General features: G+C 68.3%; 12 protein-coding genes and 1 pseudogene. 5 read left to right on the top strand and 8 right to left on the bottom strand.

Features of this window, described 5'->3' with window-relative positions:
• Positions 1–63 precede the first annotated feature (63 nt).
• Entirely contained in the window at positions 64–1,539 is a 1,476-nt protein-coding gene (locus ACWF99_RS20705) for a hypothetical protein (protein ID WP_452537123.1), read from the bottom strand.
• Positions 1,526–2,635: a hypothetical protein gene (locus tag ACWF99_RS20700; protein WP_378635041.1), complete on the bottom strand. Its 1,110-nt coding sequence runs from the start codon at positions 2,633–2,635 to the stop codon at positions 1,526–1,528. The genes ACWF99_RS20705 and ACWF99_RS20700 overlap by 14 nt, the downstream gene beginning before the upstream one ends.
• Before the next feature lie 133 nt (positions 2,636–2,768).
• Between ACWF99_RS20700 and trmB the strand changes: the two genes are divergently transcribed.
• The 3 genes and pseudogenes from trmB to ACWF99_RS20685 form a co-directional block, all read left to right on the top strand.
• On the top strand, positions 2,769–3,572 hold the full coding sequence (trmB, locus tag ACWF99_RS20695; RefSeq protein WP_378635039.1) for a tRNA (guanosine(46)-N7)-methyltransferase TrmB: 804 nt from the start codon (positions 2,769–2,771) through the stop codon (positions 3,570–3,572).
• On the top strand, positions 3,569–4,285 hold the full coding sequence (locus tag ACWF99_RS20690; RefSeq protein WP_082844190.1) for an NYN domain-containing protein: 717 nt from the start codon (positions 3,569–3,571) through the stop codon (positions 4,283–4,285). The genes trmB and ACWF99_RS20690 overlap by 4 nt, the downstream gene beginning before the upstream one ends.
• Positions 4,286–6,448: pseudogene (locus ACWF99_RS20685) on the top strand (MMPL family transporter); the annotation flags it as partial. It abuts the gene before it with no gap.
• A gap of 2,065 nt (positions 6,449–8,513) precedes the next feature.
• Here ACWF99_RS20685 and ACWF99_RS20680 read toward each other — a convergent pair.
• From ACWF99_RS20680 to ACWF99_RS20660, 5 genes are all read right to left on the bottom strand, one after another.
• Entirely contained in the window at positions 8,514–10,247 is a 1,734-nt protein-coding gene (locus ACWF99_RS20680) for a DUF2339 domain-containing protein (RefSeq protein WP_452537122.1), read from the bottom strand.
• A gap of 570 nt (positions 10,248–10,817) precedes the next feature.
• On the bottom strand, positions 10,818–11,489 hold the full coding sequence (locus tag ACWF99_RS20675) for a DUF1707 SHOCT-like domain-containing protein (protein WP_378653837.1): 672 nt from the start codon (positions 11,487–11,489) through the stop codon (positions 10,818–10,820).
• A 62-nt stretch (positions 11,490–11,551) separates the two neighbouring features.
• The gene (locus tag ACWF99_RS20670) at positions 11,552–12,202 is read right to left on the bottom strand and encodes a response regulator (RefSeq protein ID WP_452537121.1); all 651 of its coding nucleotides are present in this window, start codon (positions 12,200–12,202) and stop codon (positions 11,552–11,554) included.
• Between the two features lie 16 nt (positions 12,203–12,218).
• The gene (gene macS, locus ACWF99_RS20665; RefSeq protein ID WP_452537120.1) at positions 12,219–13,397 is read right to left on the bottom strand and encodes a MacS family sensor histidine kinase; all 1,179 of its coding nucleotides are present in this window, start codon (positions 13,395–13,397) and stop codon (positions 12,219–12,221) included.
• Positions 13,378–14,619 carry an AI-2E family transporter gene (locus ACWF99_RS20660; RefSeq protein WP_378635021.1) on the bottom strand — a complete coding sequence of 414 codons (1,242 nt, stop codon included), beginning with the start codon at positions 14,617–14,619 and terminating at the stop codon, positions 13,378–13,380. The genes macS and ACWF99_RS20660 overlap by 20 nt, the downstream gene beginning before the upstream one ends.
• Positions 14,620–15,107: 488 nt before the next feature.
• Here ACWF99_RS20660 and ACWF99_RS20655 point away from each other — a divergent pair, with 488 nt between their 5' ends.
• On the top strand, positions 15,108–16,661 hold the full coding sequence (locus ACWF99_RS20655) for an adenylate/guanylate cyclase domain-containing protein (protein WP_452537119.1): 1,554 nt from the start codon (positions 15,108–15,110) through the stop codon (positions 16,659–16,661).
• Positions 16,662–16,665: 4 nt separating this feature from the next.
• On the top strand, positions 16,666–17,799 hold the full coding sequence (locus ACWF99_RS20650; RefSeq protein WP_378635018.1) for a lysylphosphatidylglycerol synthase transmembrane domain-containing protein: 1,134 nt from the start codon (positions 16,666–16,668) through the stop codon (positions 17,797–17,799).
• 43 nt (positions 17,800–17,842) lie between these two features.
• Here the strand turns inward: ACWF99_RS20650 and ACWF99_RS20645 are convergent, their stop codons facing one another.
• Positions 17,843–18,199, bottom strand: a complete 357-nt coding sequence (locus ACWF99_RS20645) for a DUF3054 domain-containing protein (RefSeq protein ID WP_378635016.1) — start codon at positions 18,197–18,199, stop codon at positions 17,843–17,845.
• Positions 18,200–18,242 lie beyond the last annotated feature (43 nt).

The following is an 18,242-nucleotide window of genomic DNA, read 5'->3' as shown; positions in this document are numbered from 1 at the left end:
GACGACCGATATGGCATCGGGCTCCCTAACAGGTACCCACAGGTGTATCGGTCAATCCCACGCTCACAGTCGATCGAGCGTGGCGATGTCACGCTCACAGGCCGTCAGCTGTGCGGGACGCTCCGCGACGAGCCTGCGCGCGAGCGCGTCGAGCTCGGTGACACGCCGATCCACGGCCACGGCCCGCGCGGTCGATTCCCGCACCACGTGCTCGGCCAGTTCGGCCTCGATGTCCACGAGCACTCCCGCGACACGCTGTTCGAGCTGGGCTTTGACGTTCACCAATGCCTCGGAGACCCACTGGGCCATGTGGTTGCGTTCGGCGAGCTGGCCGCGGGCGCGCACGACCCAGTAGGCCGCGCCCGCGCCGAGCAGCAGCGTCACCGGAACGCTCGCCACGTCGAGTGTCGGGACCAGCGACAGCGGCGCCACGATCAATCGGCCGAGGCCGACGCCGGCCGACGCGCCGAGGGCGATCATGAGGTGATCTTCGACACCTCGGTGTCTCTTACCGGGATCCGGACCGACTCGCGGCGCCGGATCGCGGCGCCGGGTGGTCGGCGCGGCGGTACCGATCCGGCGCGCCGCTTCACTGACCCGTGCGTCGATGACGGCGTCGACCGAGACCGACAGTTCACCGGCCGCCTGCTGCACACGCTGTGGGTAGGCGCGCAGTTCGGCGCGGTCGCTGCGGTCGAGTTCGGCGCGCGACCGGGTGTGTAGCGCGCGCACCATCGCGCCGAGCTCGGTGGTCAGGTCGACGCGAGCGAGCTGCACCTGGCTCCGCACGGCGGCGAGGCCGGTCTGGCGGCCGCCGTCGCGCTCGGCGACCAGTCCGATGCGTTCCTCCCTGATCCGTGCGGTGTCCGTGCCGGAGCGCAGTGCGGTGATCTGTTCGTCGATTCTCGCCCTGGTGTCGGCGAGTACCCGGGTGCGGACGACGGTGCGGCGCTGGGCACCGTCGGCCGGTCCCTTCGCGGTGGCCGCGGCCAGGGTGGCGTGCAGTCCGGCCACGCCGGAGCGATCGAGCAGGGCCGAATCGTCGGTGGCGCGGGCGGCGGCGGCCAGCCGGGCCGAGACGGCGACGATGTCGAGGTCGGTGATGCCACGCGCGGCGAGCAGTTCCAGATTGCGGTCGCGGGTCGCGCGCCAGTCCTGATAGGCGTGAAAGCCGTTCATGGCGAGCAGGATTCGCTGATCGGCGGCGCGCAGACGGTCGATCAGGGCGAACATGTCGGCGCCGAGGACACTGCCCGCGTCGAAGAGGATGAGCGCCGCGGCCGGGTCGTTGCCCACGGTCGGATCGGCCAGGTCGATATGGGGTTCGAAGCGGGCGAGTTCGGTGCGCAGCAGGGTGGTGTTGGCGTCGTCGGGGGCGTAGAAGTCGACGCTGCTGCCCTCCCCCGCGGCGGCCATCGCCCGGAGCAGGGCGCCACCCTGTGGATTCCACCGGTCGATCACCGCGTCCACCGCCTCGGGTAGGGCACCGGGGTCGTCGACGGCCGAGCGTTGGCCGGGCGGGACCTCAGAGGCCTGCACTGGACATCCGCTCCCAGGCTCTGACATAGCCGTTGTGAACGCGCAGCGCGGCTCGCCTGGCAGCGGGGGGCATGTCGCTGGACACGACGGCACGCCAGCGGGTGGCGCGGGCGAGCGCCTCGTCGGCGTCGCCGGGCGCGGGCGACGGGTAGCCCGCGGCCAGGTGGGAGACCTGCGGACAGGCCAATCCGGCGCACAGACCGGCCCAGAGCGCTTCGTCTCCGGTGAGATACTGCTCGATCAGTTCTCGCGCGCGGCCACCGTCGCCGGGGACCGCGCGGGCGGCCAGGCGGGTCAGCTCGTCGAGCAGTTCGCCGCCGCGCACTGCTTCCACCTGCTCGTACCGGCGGTGGACCAGCTTGTGCAGCGGATCGATCCCGCTCGCGGAGTGCAGGATCTGGATGATCGCCGACGCGGGCAGATCGGGATCAGCGCGCAGGGCCGACAGCGCGCAGTCCACGCCGTAGAGATCCCAGTTGGCGATCAGCCGTCTGCGCGCTTCCTGGTCGGAGCCGACGCCGATGAACAGATCGGCGGCGAGCACCGACGGCACATCGGGGCCGACCGCGAGCCTGCGCAGATCGCTCAGATCCTCGGCGCTCACCGCTCCCGACCTGGTCCTGGCAGCGACCGAGGCGACGATCGGCACGATCGGCAGGCCGAGTTCCTGCGCGTGCCGCTGCGCCGCGGCCACGGCCTCGCCCCAGCGCGCGCCCACCGCGTCGGCCTTGTTGAGCACCACCACGCCGCGACCCTGCGGCACGGTCGCGAGCAGGCGGTAGTCGGCGGCCTGCGGCGCGCCGGCCAGCACGTAGATGACCAGATCGCCGTCGAGGACCGGGTCGGGCAGCTCGGGCTGATCGACCGGCGCGGTCTCCTGCGCCGACAACAAGGCCAGCGCGGCCATCACGGTGGTCCGCCCGCTCAGCGCACGCCCGGTGATCTGGATGTGCAGCGGACGACGACGGCGCGCAGCCGCCGCGGCGAGCTGTTCGGCGATCCCCGGATCACCCCCGCGACCTGCACCTAGAACCGCGATCAGCGCGTCGAGCTGGTCCGCGGGTCGTGTCTGTGCGAATTCAGTGGCTGTCGGCATTGCGCGCACCCCCTTTTCGCAGGGCATTGTGTCAGATCCGCGCCGAGCCGGGGCGGGGCGAACCTTCTGCCGACCTGGGCGGATCAGCGGTCCCCCGAACTCGCCTGCGACGCAGCTGCGCGCATGCTGGACAATGGACGACGTGAACGACGCCGCCAACCACGCCGAGCCGACCAGCCACAAGCTGTCGGAGATGCCGAACGACGCGGGCAGGCGCTCGCTCACCGGCTCCCGGCTGTACCCGCGCGTCACGAGCTTCCGCTCGCGGCGAGGCGCGCTGACGCCGAATCAGCAGACCTCATGGGACCGCACCTGGCCGGTGATCGGGCGCGATGTGTCCAACGATCCGGTCGAGGCCGACGCCTGGTTCGGGCGCGAGGCGCCGCTGGTGATCGAGATCGGTACCGGCACCGGCACGGCGACAGCGGCCATGGCGAAGGCCGAACCGCACCTGAATCTCATCGGCATCGAGGTGTATCAGCCCGGGCTTGCCCAGCTGGTCCAGCAGATCGAGCGCGAGGAGATCGAGAACATCCGGTTGCTGCGCGGCGACGCCGTGGACGTCCTGGAGAACATGGTTGCCCCGGAGTCGCTGATCGGTGTTCGGGTGTTCTTCCCCGACCCGTGGCCGAAGGCCCGCCACCACAAGCGCAGGCTGCTCCAGGCGCCGACCTTCGCCCTGATCGCCAGCAGACTCAAGCCCGGCGGCGTGCTGCACGTGGCCACCGACCACGCGGATTACGCCGAGCATATTCTCGAAGTAGGCTCCAAGGAACCGCTGTTCACCGGCCTGAACGACACCACCGGCGGCGACAGCGCCGCCAACCGCACTACCGCGCCGATCGGTTTCGAACGGCCCGTCACCAAGTTCGAAGGCAAAGGCCTGCGTGCCGGTAGCGCCATCAACGAGTTCATATGGGGGAAGATCGACAGATGAGCGTGAGTGAGATCGCCCCCGAGATGCCGGTGCCCGCCCAGGCAGGCTCCGGTTCCGAGGCGTTGAGCGGTTCCGATGTTCGACGCGTCCTACTGGTCTGGGACGCGCCGAACCTCGACATGGGGCTCGGCGCCATCCTCGGTGGACGTCCCACCGCCGCGTATCGCCCCCGCTTCGACGCCCTCGGCCGCTGGTTGCTGGCCCGCACCGCCGAGATCTCGGTCGCCTCCAAGGGTCGCATCGAGGCCGAGGCCACCGTCTTCACCAATATCGCGCCCGGCACCGCCGACGTGGTCCGCCCGTGGGTGGAAGCGCTGCGCAATGTCGGTTTCGCGGTGTTCGCCAAGCCCAAGATCGACGAAGACTCCGATGTCGACGCCGATATGCTCGCGCACATCGCGACCCGGCAACGCGACGGTGGTCTAGCCGGCATCATGGTCGCCTCGGCCGACGGCCAAGCCTTCCGTGAACCGCTGGAAGCCATCGCGGCCAAGGGAATCCCAGCTCAGGTGCTCGGATTCCGTGAGCACGCGAGTTGGGCGGTCACTTCGGATACCCTCGGGTTCGTCGACCTCGAGGACATCCCCGGCGTGTTCCGCGAACCGCTACCGCGGGTGAGTCTCGAGTCGCTGCCCGACGAGGGCGCTTGGCTGCAGCCGTTCCGGCCGCTGTCTGCGCTACTCACTTCTCGCCCTGGTCAAGGAGTCGCTTAAGTGTTCACCCGCTGGGGCGATCTGGTCTACCGTTTCCGCTTCGCCGTCATCGTTGTCGTCGGTGCGGCGATGTTGGCGCTGGGCGCCTACGGCATGGGGCTCGGCCCTCGACTGAGCCAGAGTGGCTGGTTCGATCCCGGCTCGGAGTCGGTGCAGGGCGCGCAGATCGCCGACGGGTCATACGGGCGCGACCACTTGGCGGACGTGATCGTCATGTACAACGCTCCTGAGGGCAAGACGATCGATGATCCGGAGTTCTCGAAGAAGGTTGTCGACAGCCTGGCCGGGGTCGTCGCCAAGTATCCCGATCAGATCGCCAAGATCAACGCCACCTATTGGAAGGTGGGCGACGCGCAGGCCGTGCCCTCTGCGTTCGGGTCCAAGGACAAGAAGCACGCGTTCGCGTCGATCGCCATCGCCGGTGACAACGACACCACCATGATGGCCAATTACCGCACCGTGGCGGACGTCTTCTACATCCCCGGCGTCGACGTGGAGGTCTCGGGCCTGCAGGCCATCGCGGTCACGCTCAACGACACCATCACGCACGACTCCAAGCGGATGGAAGTACTGGCCATTCCCGCGGTGGCGATCCTGCTGTTCTTCATCTTCGGCGGCATCGTCGCGGCCGCCCTGCCACTGATCATCGGTGGTCTGACCATCCTCGGCGCAACCGGCCTCGTCATGGTGCTGACCAACTTCACCGAGGTCAACTCCTTTGTCACCGGTGTCGTCTCGATGATCGGTCTCGGTCTCGCGATCGACTACGGCCTGTTCATCGTCAGCCGTTTCCGTGAAGAAATAGCCGAGGGCTACAGCACGCGCGCCGCCGTTCGGCGATCGGTGATGACCGCTGGGCGAACAGTCGTGTTCTCCGCGACGATGATCATCGCCAGCCTCGGCGGCATCCTGATCTTCCCGCAGGGCTTCCTGCGGTCCGTCGCCTACGGCACCATCGCCACCGTCTCCCTCGCGGCACTGACGGCGGTGACGATCCTGCCCGCGATGCTGGCCGTGCTCGGCCCGCGCGTCGACATGCTCGGTCTCAAGCGCTTCCGCAAGACCAAGACCGCCGAGCAGGTCGAGAACGGCTTCTGGGGCAACATGACCCGCTGGGTCATGCGGCATCCACTCAAGATCGCCATCCCGATCACGATCGGCCTGCTCCTGCTGATCATCCCGGTCAAGGATCTGTCGTTCGGCGGTATCAACGAGAAGTACCTCCCGCCGGACAATCCGACCCGGTCCGCACTCGAGCACTTCTACGAAGTCTTCCCGCAGAAGAAGACCGACCCGATCCAGCTGGTCTTCGTCTCGGACAACACCAACGCGATCGGCAAGGTCTGGAAGGAAGCCAACCAAGCGCCCGGGCTGGTCGGCCCCTTCGAGGTGCCGACAAAGTCGCCGACCAACCCCGAGGTGTTCCGCACCTCGGCGACCCTGCTCGATCCCACCAACAACGCCGAGCCGACGATCGACTACCTGCGCTCGATCGCGGTACCCGACGGCGTCACGATGTACGTCACCGGTCAGCCCGCACTGATGGCCGACAGTATCGATACGCTGCTGAACCTGATGCCGTGGATGATCTTGCTCGTCTTGGTCACCACCACAATCCTGATGTTCTTGACGTTCGGTTCGCTGGTACTGCCGATCAAGGCCGCGTTGATGAGCGCGCTCGGTCTCGGTGCGACTCTCGGCATCCTCACGTGGATCTTCGTCGACGGCAACGGCGCCACACTTCTGAACTTCACACCACAGCCGATCAGCGCGCCGGTCTTGATGCTGATTATCGCGATCATCTACGGCTTGTCGACCGACTACGAGGTCTTCCTGCTCTCCCGCATGGTGGAGGCACGTGCCCAAGGCGCGTCGACCACCGAAGCCGTGCGGATCGGCACCGCCCAAACCGGCAGGATCATCACCGCCGCCGCCCTGATTCTGCTGGTGGTGACCGGCGCGTTCGCGTTCTCCGACATGGTGATGATGCAGTACATCGCCTACGGCATGATCGCGGCGCTGTTCATCGACGCCACCATCCTGCGCATGCTGCTCGTCCCGGCGATCATGAAGCTGCTCGGCGACGACTGCTGGTGGGCGCCGAAGTGGATGAAGCGCATCCAGGAGAAGATCGGCCTCGGCGAACCCATCCTCGACGACGAGCGCCCGGAACACGGTGGCGTGGTCGACCTGGTGAAGACCACCCCGATCACCGACCCGCCGACCATGCAGATGACGGCGGTCCCCGACTCCAAGCTGGCTCGCACCCCACGCAGGCCGCGCACGGTCGCCGAGATCGAGGCCGAGGCCCCGACTCAGCGCATCGACAAGATCACCGACACCGACGAACCCGCCCGTTCGCGCCAGCCGATGTCGCCCGATCCGACGCGTCCTCGCGCCTCGATGTTGTCCTCGGGTGAGCCGACCCGGGAGTTGCCCGTGGTCAAGCCGGGTACGCCGGCGAAAGCCGCTCCGGAGGACACGGCGAAGCAGGAGGACTCCGGTCCCGACCTGCCGAAGTACGTTTCCGGCGAGCCGACCCAGGTACTGCCGATCGTGAAGCCGGATGCTCCGAAACCCGTTCAGGGACCTGATGATTCGACCCCGGATACCACCGAGGACGAAGACCGTGGCTATTCGGGGCCGAGCTTCGGCACACCCCCCATCCCCCTCGCCGATCTCGGCGATCCGCGAACCGGCCCCGGCGGCGCCGCTCGCTCGACCAACGGGCGCGGGCGCACGAACGGCACCGCCGAAACCCCCACCGGCCCGTCGATCTCGCGGCCCGGACCGGTCGACAACGGGTCCGGTCTCGATCTGCCCGGCATCGTCACCGGGGTTGCGCCGCGTGGCTCCGAACGCGTACAGCCGCCTTCGGGCTACAACACCTCCGGCGTGATCGGCGAGACTCCGCCGGTGCCCCGGGTGTCGACCCCCGACGAGACCGGCGACAGCGCCGGATTCGGCACCCCCCCTGCCGGTTCCCCGCCGCGACCCAGCATTGTGCCCCCGGCCAGGCCGAACACGGCGACACCGCCGCCGCGTGGGATCGTCCCGCCGCAGGCGCCGAGGATCGTGAACACGCCCCCGAACGCGACGCCCCCCGCGCCGCCGAGCGAGACTCCGTCGAGCGGAACTTTCAACGGGTTCAGCCCGGTGACCGCGTCGAACCTCAGGCCGGTCACGCCCGACTCCCCCGCGCCCGATCCGGTCGATGCGGCCCCTCCGGCGGAGCCGAGCCGTCCGTCAGAGCAGAGTCATCCGTTCGAACAGAGCCGTCCATTCGCGCCGAGCCGTCCGACCGAGCAGAGCCGTCCGACCGAGCAGAGCCGTCCCTTCGAACAGAGCCGTCCGACCGAGCAGGCCGATCTCCCTGTGCGCGAGACGGATTCGCGCCCGCACGAAGTCGATACCGCGAGCCCTGACTTCACAGCGGCGCCCGGCGCGCATCGCGCCGAGTCTTACCAGGGCAGTCCGGCTCGCGCGGAAACGGAACCCGAGTCGCCGATCCCGCCGCAGGGCGTCTTCGGCACCGCGGTACCCGTGGAACCGCAGCCGAGCGCCCCGTGGAACAACGGCATGACCGGCCCCGGCACACCACGCGGTTTCACCTCGTCCGACCAGGACAGCGGACCTCGCTTCTCACCGGTCACCCCGTCCTCGGCCGACGAGGCGAACCGTGATCGTCCTGTCGTCGATTCCTCCGGCGACCGGCCGACGTCGGCTCGACCGGCAGACGTGGTGCGTCCGCAGATCGCGCCGCCCGGATTCACCGAGGTCCGACCCGAGACCGCGCCTTCACCCCGGCAGCCGGATTCGGCAACCGGCGAAACATCGGCCGCCAGTGGGGAACCGGCCGGCGAGGCACCGGCGACCGACCAGATCGGTGGCCCCGGTCAGTGGCAGGCGCCTTCCGGTTTCACCGCTGTTCCGACGCCGGCCGCATCGCCTGCGGAGCCTTCCGACGATGCGTCCCCGGATACCCCCGCCGCCGAAACCGATGCCACCGCAGCGGAATCCCCCGCCGATACGCGCAACGAGATCGAGAACTGGATGGCTCAGCTGCGCTCGTCGCGCCGCGGTACGGCCGCGGACGAGGGTCGCCACCACGGCAACGAGGGCCGGACGGTGAGCGTGAACGAACTGCTGCGCCGACGCGAGGACGACTGACGTTCGCAGTGCTGACACACGACCGGCGGGGCTTTCGAGCCCCGCCGGTTCGTTGTTTCTAGGAGGCCTGGCGCGGTGGTGCTGCCTCGGCGAAGGCACGCGCGTAACGGGTTCCGGTGAGCAGCAACAGGATTCCGACTGCCAGGAACGCGGTGACGCGGACCAGGCCGGACAGTGTCGCCAGATCGAACAGGAACAGTTTCGCCAGTGCGGCCGCGGCGACCAGCAGGCCGGACACCAGGCAGACTTTCGCCACGGCGGGTGAACTGGCGAGACGACGCAAACCGAAGAACAGTGCGCCGGTGGCCACCACCATCCACACGATGGTCGCGAGGCTGTGCCCGACGATGAAACCATCGGCACCGCCGAGAGATACGCCGAGGGACACCGCGGCGACCAGCACGTAGTACAGCCCCGCGATACTCACCGCGATCCACACCCCGGTGACGAGCGCCGGATCGTCGCACCGCGGCAACCGTGGCACGGTCCACGCCACCATCGCCGCCACACCCAACCCGACCATGGCCGCCACTGCCGTCGCGACATCGAGTTCCCGCTCCGCGAGCCCTTGCAGCGCAAGTGTTTCCGGCGTAGCTGTCGCCAGCATCACCAGCCCACCGAGTACCGCGAACGCGATACCGAGCCCGGCGGCCACCCGGGTGCGACTGACGGCGGCCACCGCGAGAAACCCCAGACCGGCCGCGAACAGCGTGGTCGGTAGCAGTCGAGGCTGACCGCTCGTCGCCGCCACGCAGGTCTGCGACAGAGCTACGGCACCGGTCAGTCCCGCCACCAGTGCCGTGTGCCGCGCGATCCGCCACACTGCGACAGGCCGAACATCCTCGGCATCGGGAGCATTCGCGGGGCGGGGAGTCGTCGCGGCGGGGCCCACTCCCGTCAGGCGCGGAATCACCGCAGTGGCCGCGAGGCCGAGCAGGACAGCGGCCAGAGCCGCGGTGATCGAGGCGCTCACCATTCGGTCGAACAGTACGGCGACCGCGAGCACCGGAAGTGCGGTCAGCGCGATCGTGATGCTCGCGGTGATGTCATCGGGCCTGCGCCGCACCGCGAGCAGCGCGCCGACCAGACCGACCACCGCACAGGCGATCGCGGCAACCAGCAGACCCTGCCGCTGCTCGGCCGCAGTGCCGGAGATCGCCCGTTCGATCCCGCTGAACGCCGCCATCCCCAGCACGGCGAGCACCACCGGCAAGGTGCGCGCCACGTGCAGCACCGGCCAAGCTCTGCGCATCTGCACCGGAACGCCTGCCGCCTGCAAGACCACCAGGAACCCGAGCAACATCAGCTCGGTGGTCAACGCCGGAGACAACACCGCGGCGCCCACCACCACTCCCACGGCCAACGGCTGCGACTGCCACCGCACCGCGACTCCCACCCCGATCAACGCCACCGCCAGCGCCGCCGCGAGCCCGACCTCACCCGGAACCCATCGGTAGTACCCGGTCATCGCGACAACATCGAGATACAACCCAGCGATACCGGTGGCCACCAAGGCGATTCCACCGACACGCCCACCGGGCCGCCCGAAAACGCGCCACCCGAGCCCGACCAGCACCACCGAAAGACCGGCCCCGGCACCGACTCTCGCCACCGGACCGAAAAGGCCGGCCTGCGCGGCCAGCACCAGCAGCATCAGCACGCCGACCAAGGTCACCCCGACCCCGGCCACCGCCAGCACCCGCGAAATCACCCCTTCCCGCTGCCACCACGGCACCCGAGGCTCGCGCGCCGGACCCCGCATCGGCATCGGCATCGGCATCGGCATCGGCATCGGCGCGAAGGGTCGACCAGCCGGATGAGTTCCCTGCCCCCATCCGGACCCGACCTGACGCCCCTGCCCCGCGCCCACGGGCACAGCCGTTCCCGGCGCCGGCGCGTAGGTCGCTGTGTGCCGACCACCCGCCCACCCCGCCTGGCCGAAGGGAGCGCCTCGAGGTGGACCGCCGTGAACAGGCCCGAAGCCCGCGACAGTCGGCGGGCCCGCAACGGGCGCAGCCCCCGCAGCAGGCGACCCCGCAACAGATGCAGGCCCCGCAACAGGCGCAGGCCCCACAGCAGCCGCACTCGACGTCGGGGGCACCACCTCGCCTTCGCGCAGCGCTTCTTCAGCCCGCAACTGCGCGGAAAGCACGTCCAGATCGCCCCCCAGCTGACCCATCCGGGCGCCCAGCGCGGTGAACTCCCCCGAGAGCCGCGCTACGAGCGCGGGATCAATAGCGGTACTCATCTCCCCATCGTCGGCGCCCGACACCCGCCGAACATGAGTAGAAACCCCCGTCAGCCCCCGGTTCCTACCCGAATCAGCCCGGGTAGCCCTCGATGTCTCCCCGACTACCCGGGGTCATGACCCCAGAAACCGTCGCCACTGCACCATCAGCGGATACTTCGCCGTCACCGACCCGAACCGGATACGCCCGTGCACGACAAGGTGCAGAGGTCCGATCGGCGGCCCCGTACGCACCTTGTTGTTGGCCGAGGACCCCACCAGATCGAGACCGTTGAGGTCGACGGTGGCCGCCGCGGGGACGAGCAACGTGAGGCTCGTGCAGTAGTCGTCGACCTGGATCTCCACGATCTGCGTCTGCATCACCGCCTCGGTGAAGTCCAAGGTCACACCCGACATCAGGTTGTTGAGATGCAGCACCGGCGGCACCTGCCACGGCCCGCGTCGATGCACCCCCGACAAACGGCTGCGGATCGCGCTCGGATTCGACCCACCGGCCGGAACCGGGATGTGTCGTGGGCGCGGCATAGCGGCGGGCTGCGGTGTGCCCGCCACCCGCATACCGGGCAGGTCGACCAGCACGGCGTTGAGTTCACCGCGGGTCTTGGCGGCCAGCGCGGTGTCCATCCGCTCGGTGAACTCCCCGAGCGACAACATGCCGAGCCCGACGGCACGCTGCAGCAGCTGACCGACATGCTCACGTTCGGCATCGGAAACACGCAGCTCACGGTCGCCGACGGGGCCGGCCGTCGCGGCGCCGGGTACGAAGAGGGATTCAGGACCGCCCATGTCATCGAGGGTAGCCAGACACACCCGCCGAGCACATCAGGGCAAACCCCTAATCACTGTGGCTACTCGAGCCCCTGCTCGATCGCGTAGCGGGTGAGTTCGACCCGATTCGCGAGCTGCAACTTGCGCAACGTCGCCTGCACGTGGTTCTCCACGGTCCGGTGCGAGAGATTCAATCGAGTAGCGATCTGCTTGGCCGACAACCCTTTGGCCACCATCCGCAGAACCTCCGTCTCCCGCTCGGTCAACGACGGCCGATGCGGCTGATCGGCGGCCGCCGGTGCGGTCGCCATCCGCCGATACTCGCCGAGCACCAACCCGGCCAGCCCGGGCGTGAACACCGGCTGACCAGCGGCAGTGGCCTTGACAGCGTCGATCAGCTCGGCGGCGGACGCGCTCTTCACCAGATATCCGCTGGCCCCGGCCTTGATCGCGTCGAGCACATCGTCGCGCTCGGCCGAGGCCGACAGCACCAGCACCCGGCTGTGCGGCGACACCCGCAGCACTTCGGCGGTCGCCGCGGCCCCGTTCCCGTCGGTGAGCTGCATATCCATCAACACCACGTCCGGCTGCACGGCCGCGGCCCGACGGGAGGCCGTGCCGACGCCGTCCGCGGTGGCCAGTACCTCGAAACCGGCTTCGGCGAGATCGCGAGAAACACCCTCACGCCACATCGGATGGTCGTCGACCACCATGACCGTAATCGCCGGCATCGCCCAGCTCCTCTTCTCAGCGCGCCGGATGGCGCGGAATCCGGAATTCCCACTCGGTACCGAGGTCCGCACCCTCGGTCAACAACTCGGCCGTACCGCCCAGTGCCTCGATCCGGCCGACGATCGAGCGCGAAACCCCCATCCGTCCTTCGGCTTCGGCCGCCTCCAGCCGTCCTGTCGCGATGCCGACGCCGTCGTCACGCACGCTCACCACCAACCCGTCACCGGTGTCCTCCAGCAGCACATAGGCTTTCGCGTCGACGCCCGCGTGCAACGAGACATTCGACAGCGAGGTGTTCACCGCCGCCGCGATCTCCTGGGCGACTATCCGTCCTACGAGCACCGGATCGCCCGGCGTGGCCACCGATACCTTCGGCGTGGCGTGCGCGGTCAGCAATGGCCGCAGATCCACTTCGCCCGAGTCCGGATCGGGCAGCTCCGCCTGCTCGGACAGCAGCACCCGCAATGCCACCTCCTGCTCCCCGGCCCGCTGCGCGAGTTCCTTTGCGGGCCCGCCTATCTCGCTGCCACGGCGTTTGATGAACGCCAGCACCTGCAACACCCCGTCGTGCACCTCGCGAGCCAAGCGCTCCCGCTCCTGCGCCGCCGCCGTGATCCGCAAAGCCCGTTCGAGCTGCCCCTGCGCCCGTCGAGCGGTATTGGCGGCCAACCCGAGCGCCAACCCGACCGAGACGAGTACCGGTGCGGTCGCGTCGCCCCAGACGTCCTGTCCCCACTGACCCCGTACGGTCACCACGACCGCCGACATGGCGAGTCCCGCGACAACACCCGCGACAGGTCCGCGCAGAATGGCCATCGAGATCACCGAGTTCGCGATCCACAACGTCGTCGGCAGGGTCTGATGTCCGTGGTACCAATCGTAGTCCGCGACAAGCCGAGTCGAGGCGATCAGCGCGATCGTCACCACCTGATCGCCGAACACCACCCAGCCGCGGATCTTCCCGGTCGCCTCGGGGAAGTACCACTGCGACAACAGCAGCGCCGAACTGCCCGACCAGATCGCCATCACCGCGATCAGCATCCAGCTCAGTCGCGGATGCTCGTAATACGACACCGACGCGATCTGCTGACCGATCGCGTACAGCAGCGTGACCAGCCGAAACGCCTGCGCCGCCCGCCACAGCGGCGCGGTCGCGGCGTCGGCCGAGCTCAGCTCAGCTGTGTGAGTCCGCATCGCCGGACTCGGCTTCTTCCATGCGCAGCCGCTTCGCCACGTCGAAGCGGCCCGGCGGCTCCGGTTTGTCCGGCTCGGCGCTGAACCGTTTTCGCTCCTCGGTGGCGACCAATTCGCCGAAGGCCTCCTCCGGACTGTCGGCGAGCAGATAGCGAATCGCCGTGTTGCCCACCGCGATCAACGGCACGGCGAGCAGTGCCCCCGCGATCCCGCCGACCACCAAGCCGGCGGTGATGGCCAGCACCACGGCCAGCGGATGGATGCTCACGGCGCGCCCGAGCAGCAGCGGTTGCAGCACATGGCCTTCCAGCTGCATCACCGCGATGATGATGCCGAGCACGATCAGCGCGGTCACCAGACCCTTGGTGACCAGGGCGATGAACACGGCGACGAACCCGGCGAAGAACGCGCCGATGATCGGGATGAACGCGCTGATGAACACCAGCGAGGCCAGCGGCAAGGCCAGCGGCACATGCAGAATCGCCAGCCCGGCTCCTATACCGATCGCGTCGACGGCGGCCACCGCGACGGTGGCACGCACGAACCCGACCAGCGTTCCGAAGCCCAGTTCACCGGCGGTGCGGACCTTTTCGCGGTGGGCGGTGGGGATGATCCGGGTGACGAAGTTCCAGATCTGATCTCCGCCGTAGAGGAAGAAGATGAGAATGAACAGGATCAGGAAGGCGCCGGTGAGAATGTGGCCGATGGCGGTGGCGGTGGTCAGCGCGCCGCTGGTCAGGCTCTCGCGGTTGTCCTGAATGGTGCGCACGATGGTGTCGCCCGCGCTGCGGATCTGCTGATCGCTCAGATGCGGCGGACCGTTGATCAACCAGTCCTGCACCTTGTGCACGCTGTTGGTGACCTCGTTGGACAGCCCCGGCACACCGTCGACAAACTGTTCGACGACGAAGGTCAGCACCCCCGCCAGCAGACCGATCGACCCAAGCAGCGCGACGAACACGCCGAGCGAGCGCGGAATCCCCACCCGCTGCATCCAATCGACCATCGGCGCGAGCAGCGCGGCGGCGAGCAGCGCGATGGCCAGCGGGATCACCACCGTGGCGAACTTCTGCACGAGCATTCCGACCGCGAGCAACGCGCCGAAGATGATCAGCAGCCGCCAACTCCACGCGGCGGCTTTGCGGACCAGGGGATGAACTGCCTCGGCGTCCGAGCGCCACGGCGTTGACGCGGTCCCGGAATCTACCTTCTGGTCGGTCACTCGAGAGAGCCTATCGGTCCGAACGCCGGATCGGTGCTCGTGCCGGCGCCTCGGGAAGAGGTTCTGACCACAGTCCCGCTACGGGTGAACGCCCGGTCGACGGAACCGGGCGTTCGCCTGCCTATCGACAGAACCGCATGTCAGTGTCCGGCCAAGCCGGGCACGGTGTAGCTCGGCGGCGTGCCTTCCGGCGGCCCGACAGCCTCGGGGGAGGCGCCGCTGGGCTTGGCACTACCGCTGTTCAGTGCCGGGAAGATGCTCTCGGCCGAGCCGCTGGTCGTGGTGCCATCGGCAGCGGAAGCGAGGCCACCATTCGGCGAATTATGTTGTCAGTCAGTATCTTTCACACATAGCCAGAATGAATTACTGCGGAATGGCGACGGGGTTTCCTCGGTTTCCACCCGGTAATGGGCGAATGTCGGTGCGATAATGCCCACCCTGTCGCCTGTCCTGATCACCTGGCTAGGTGGTCAGATAGATTGGCAGACGTGTCGGCGCCCCTGGAAGCGGTCAAACAGACCATGCGAACGCGCTGGCCGCTGTATCTGACGTCTGTGCTGCTGGCGAACGCCTTCGGCGCGGTGCTGGTGTGGGCCTTCATCCAATACGGCCTGCCGGTTCCGGAGGGCGATCCGGGTGGGGTGCGCCAGACCGGTCTGCTCGCGCCGCTGCTCGTTTTCGGGGTGGCCGCCGTGCTGAGCATCTTCGCCGCGGCCCTCATGCTGCGGCCGGTGATGCGCTGGCAGATGCGCGGCGGGCCACCGAGCAGACGCGAGCAGATGGCGGCCCTGCACGTGCCGCTGCGGCAGTCGATCGTGCACCTGGTGCTGTGGATCATCGGCGGCGGGATCCTGGCCGCACTGATCATCACCGAATCGCCCGAGCTGGCGGGTGCGGTGATCGTCACCGAGTGCATGGCCGCCACCATCGTGTTCGGCTTCACCTACATGCTCGGCGAACGCATCCTGCGCCCGGTCGCCGCGGAGGCGCTGACCGAGGGTACTTTCGACCACACGCTGACCCCCGGCGTCGGCACCCGGATGGCGATGACCTGGGGCATGGGCACCTTCGCGCCCACCATCGCGATCGTGCTGCTGTGCGTCACCCAGATCTCCTCGGACGTGAAGTTCTCGGCGAAGTCGCTCGCGATCTCGATCCTGCTGCTGTGTGGCGTGGTGATCCTGCAGGCGCTGGCGCTGTCGATGCTGACCGGTTCCTCGATCTCCGACCCGGTGCGGCAGTTGTCCCAAGCCATCAACAGGGTGCAGGCCGGCTCGCGTGACGTGCAGGTGGAGGTCTACGACGGCAGCGAGATCGGGCTGTTGCAGGTCGGCTTCAACCGGATGATGGACGAGGCGGCCAAACGCCGCAAGCTGCAGGAACTGTTCGGTCAGCACGTCGGCGAGGATGTGGCGCAGCGGGCACTGGACTACGGCACCGAACTCGGTGGTGAGACCCGATTCGTCGCGGTGCTGTTCGTGGACATGGTCGGTTCCACCGCCGCCGCGGCCGAACGCCCGCCGACCGAGGTGGTGAGCCTGCTCAACGAGTTCTTCCGGGTGGTGGTCGACGTGATCGACAGCCACCACGGTTTCGTCAACAAGTTCGTCGGCGACGCGGCGCTCGCCATCTTCGGCGCCCCGCTGGATCGCCCCGACGCACCGAGCGCCGCCCTCGCCGCGGCCCGTGACTTGCGCGAGGCCCTGCGCGAGGTGACCAGCCTCGACATCGGCATCGGCGTCTCGGCGGGCCTGGCGGTGGCCGGAAACATCGGCGCCGCAAATCGTTTCGAATACACCGTGATCGGCGACCCCGTCAACGAGGCGTCGCGGCTCACCGAATTGGCCAAAGATCATCCCGGCCGCGTTCTCGCTTCGGGCAGCGCGCTCTACTTCGCCGACGAAAGCGAGCAAGAACATTGGATAACCGGAGACGAGGTCCAATTGCGCGGCAGACGCAGAAAAACCCGCCTGGCCTGGCCGAAGTCCGCGATCGCCGCGCCGCGCGGGGACGAGGAAGAACAGATGCGTTCGTTAGGCTGAGACCGTGACGGCCGACGGCGACCTAGCAGGCGCACCGGCCGAGCGCCGCCGCCGCTTTCGGTGGGTCAAGTGGGTGCTCGGCGCGGTGATCCTCGCGCTGCTCGTCGGCGAAGGCGTGTATCTGTGGCCCCGCCTGCACGAATCCTGGCGCACGCTCACCGAGATCCACTGGGGCTGGCTGTTCCTGTGCATCGTGTTGCAGGCGATGTCGATGAGCGGTTTCGGGCGGGTGCAGAAACAACTGCTGCACGCCGGTGGGGTGGACGTCAGCCAGGGGAAATCGGTATCGGTGGTCTACGGCGCGACCGCGATGTCGCTGACGCTGCCCGCCGGACAGGTCTTCTCCACCGCGTTCACCTACCGCCAGACTCGGCGCTGGGGCGCGAGCCCGATCGTCGCCTCCTGGCAGCTGGTCTTCTCCGGCGTGGTCGCCGCCGCGGGGCTGGCGCTGCTCGGGATCGCCGGCGCCGCGCTGGTCGGACAGGGGATCGGCTTCAAATTCGTCGTCTCGCTGGTGGTCCTCGCCCTGGTCCTGTTCGCCGGCAACTATCTCGCCCGCCATCCCGGCACGCTCGAGGCCATGCTGCGGCGGGTACTCGCGCTGGTCAATCGGCTGCGGAAGAAGCCCGCCGATCACGGCATCGCCAAGCTGGCCGAGATCCGGGCGCAACTCGAGTCGGTCGATCTGGGGAAGAAGGACGCGGCGCTCGTCGGGGTGTGGGCGCTGGTGCACCGGTTCGCCGACGTGGCGTGTCTGGGCACCGCCTGTTACGCGATCGGCGCCGATCCCAAGTTGTCCGGGCTGCTCATCGCCTTCGCGGCGGGCAAGGCGGTGGGGTCGATTCCGTTCGCGCCGGGCGGCATCGTCTATGTGGACGCGACGCTGATCTACAGTCTCACCGCGGCCGCGGGACTGCCCGCCGCACAGGCCGTCGCGGCCGCGTTCGTGTACCGGCTGGTCAGCTTCATCCTGGTCGCCGTGGTCGGCTGGATCGTCTTCGCGTTCCTGTTCCGCACACCACAGGCCGACGACGAAGAGTACGAGCAAGAGTTCTATTCCGCCTCCCCGCGTATTCAAGCCAGACGTAGGCGCGGGGAATCCGGGGACGCGGCCGGCGGAACGATGGAGTCGGGTTAGCCCGTCCCCGATGAGTTACCCATGTGCCGATTATCGAACGGTGTCACCGCAGCGCGCGTATCGCGGCGCGCCACCCCAAGAGAAACAGCGCGAGGACGCAGGCCGCGACAATCATGAAACTGAACGCGACGCCCTGGCCGCTGATGGCGCGCAACACCATCCCGCCGACGAGGGTGCTCGCCCAGATCAGGATTCCGGTGGGCCACAACGCCGTTGCGTCGAACCGCGTGTTCCGTGCGAGGTAGACCGCAAGGACCCAGCCGAGGATCAGTCCTGACCCGAAGGGCCACACCGTTTTCAGCAGACCGGCGATGACGGCTTCGTCGTGACTGCGCCTCCCGATCGCGCAGAAGACGATCACCAATAGAGCATCGATACCGAACGGCGCGTATCTCTTCACGGACGTAGCGTAACCGGTCAAGATCGACTTCGAGACCGGGTTC

The sequence above is a fragment of the Nocardia sp. NPDC055002 genome, from assembly GCF_053608825.1.
The sequence above is the reverse complement of the archived record's forward strand: the minus strand, read 5'-3'. Positions and strand labels throughout refer to the sequence as shown.

Bases quoted from the DNA above. Each gene is read 5' to 3' on its own strand.
- ACWF99_RS20700 (WP_378635041.1), bottom strand. From the start codon at position 2,635: ATGCCGACAGCCACTGAATTCGCACAGACACGACCCGCGGACCAGCTC.
- trmB (WP_378635039.1), top strand. From the start codon at position 2,769: ATGGACGACGTGAACGACGCCGCCAACCACGCCGAGCCGACCAGCCAC.
- ACWF99_RS20690 (WP_082844190.1), top strand. From the start codon at position 3,569: ATGAGCGTGAGTGAGATCGCCCCCGAGATGCCGGTGCCCGCCCAGGCA.
- ACWF99_RS20680 (WP_452537122.1), bottom strand. From the start codon at position 10,247: ATGCCGATGCCGATGCCGATGCCGATGCCGATGCGGGGTCCGGCGCGC.
- ACWF99_RS20675 (WP_378653837.1), bottom strand. From the start codon at position 11,489: ATGGGCGGTCCTGAATCCCTCTTCGTACCCGGCGCCGCGACGGCCGGC.
- ACWF99_RS20670 (WP_452537121.1), bottom strand. From the start codon at position 12,202: ATGCCGGCGATTACGGTCATGGTGGTCGACGACCATCCGATGTGGCGT.
- macS (WP_452537120.1), bottom strand. From the start codon at position 13,397: ATGCGGACTCACACAGCTGAGCTGAGCTCGGCCGACGCCGCGACCGCG.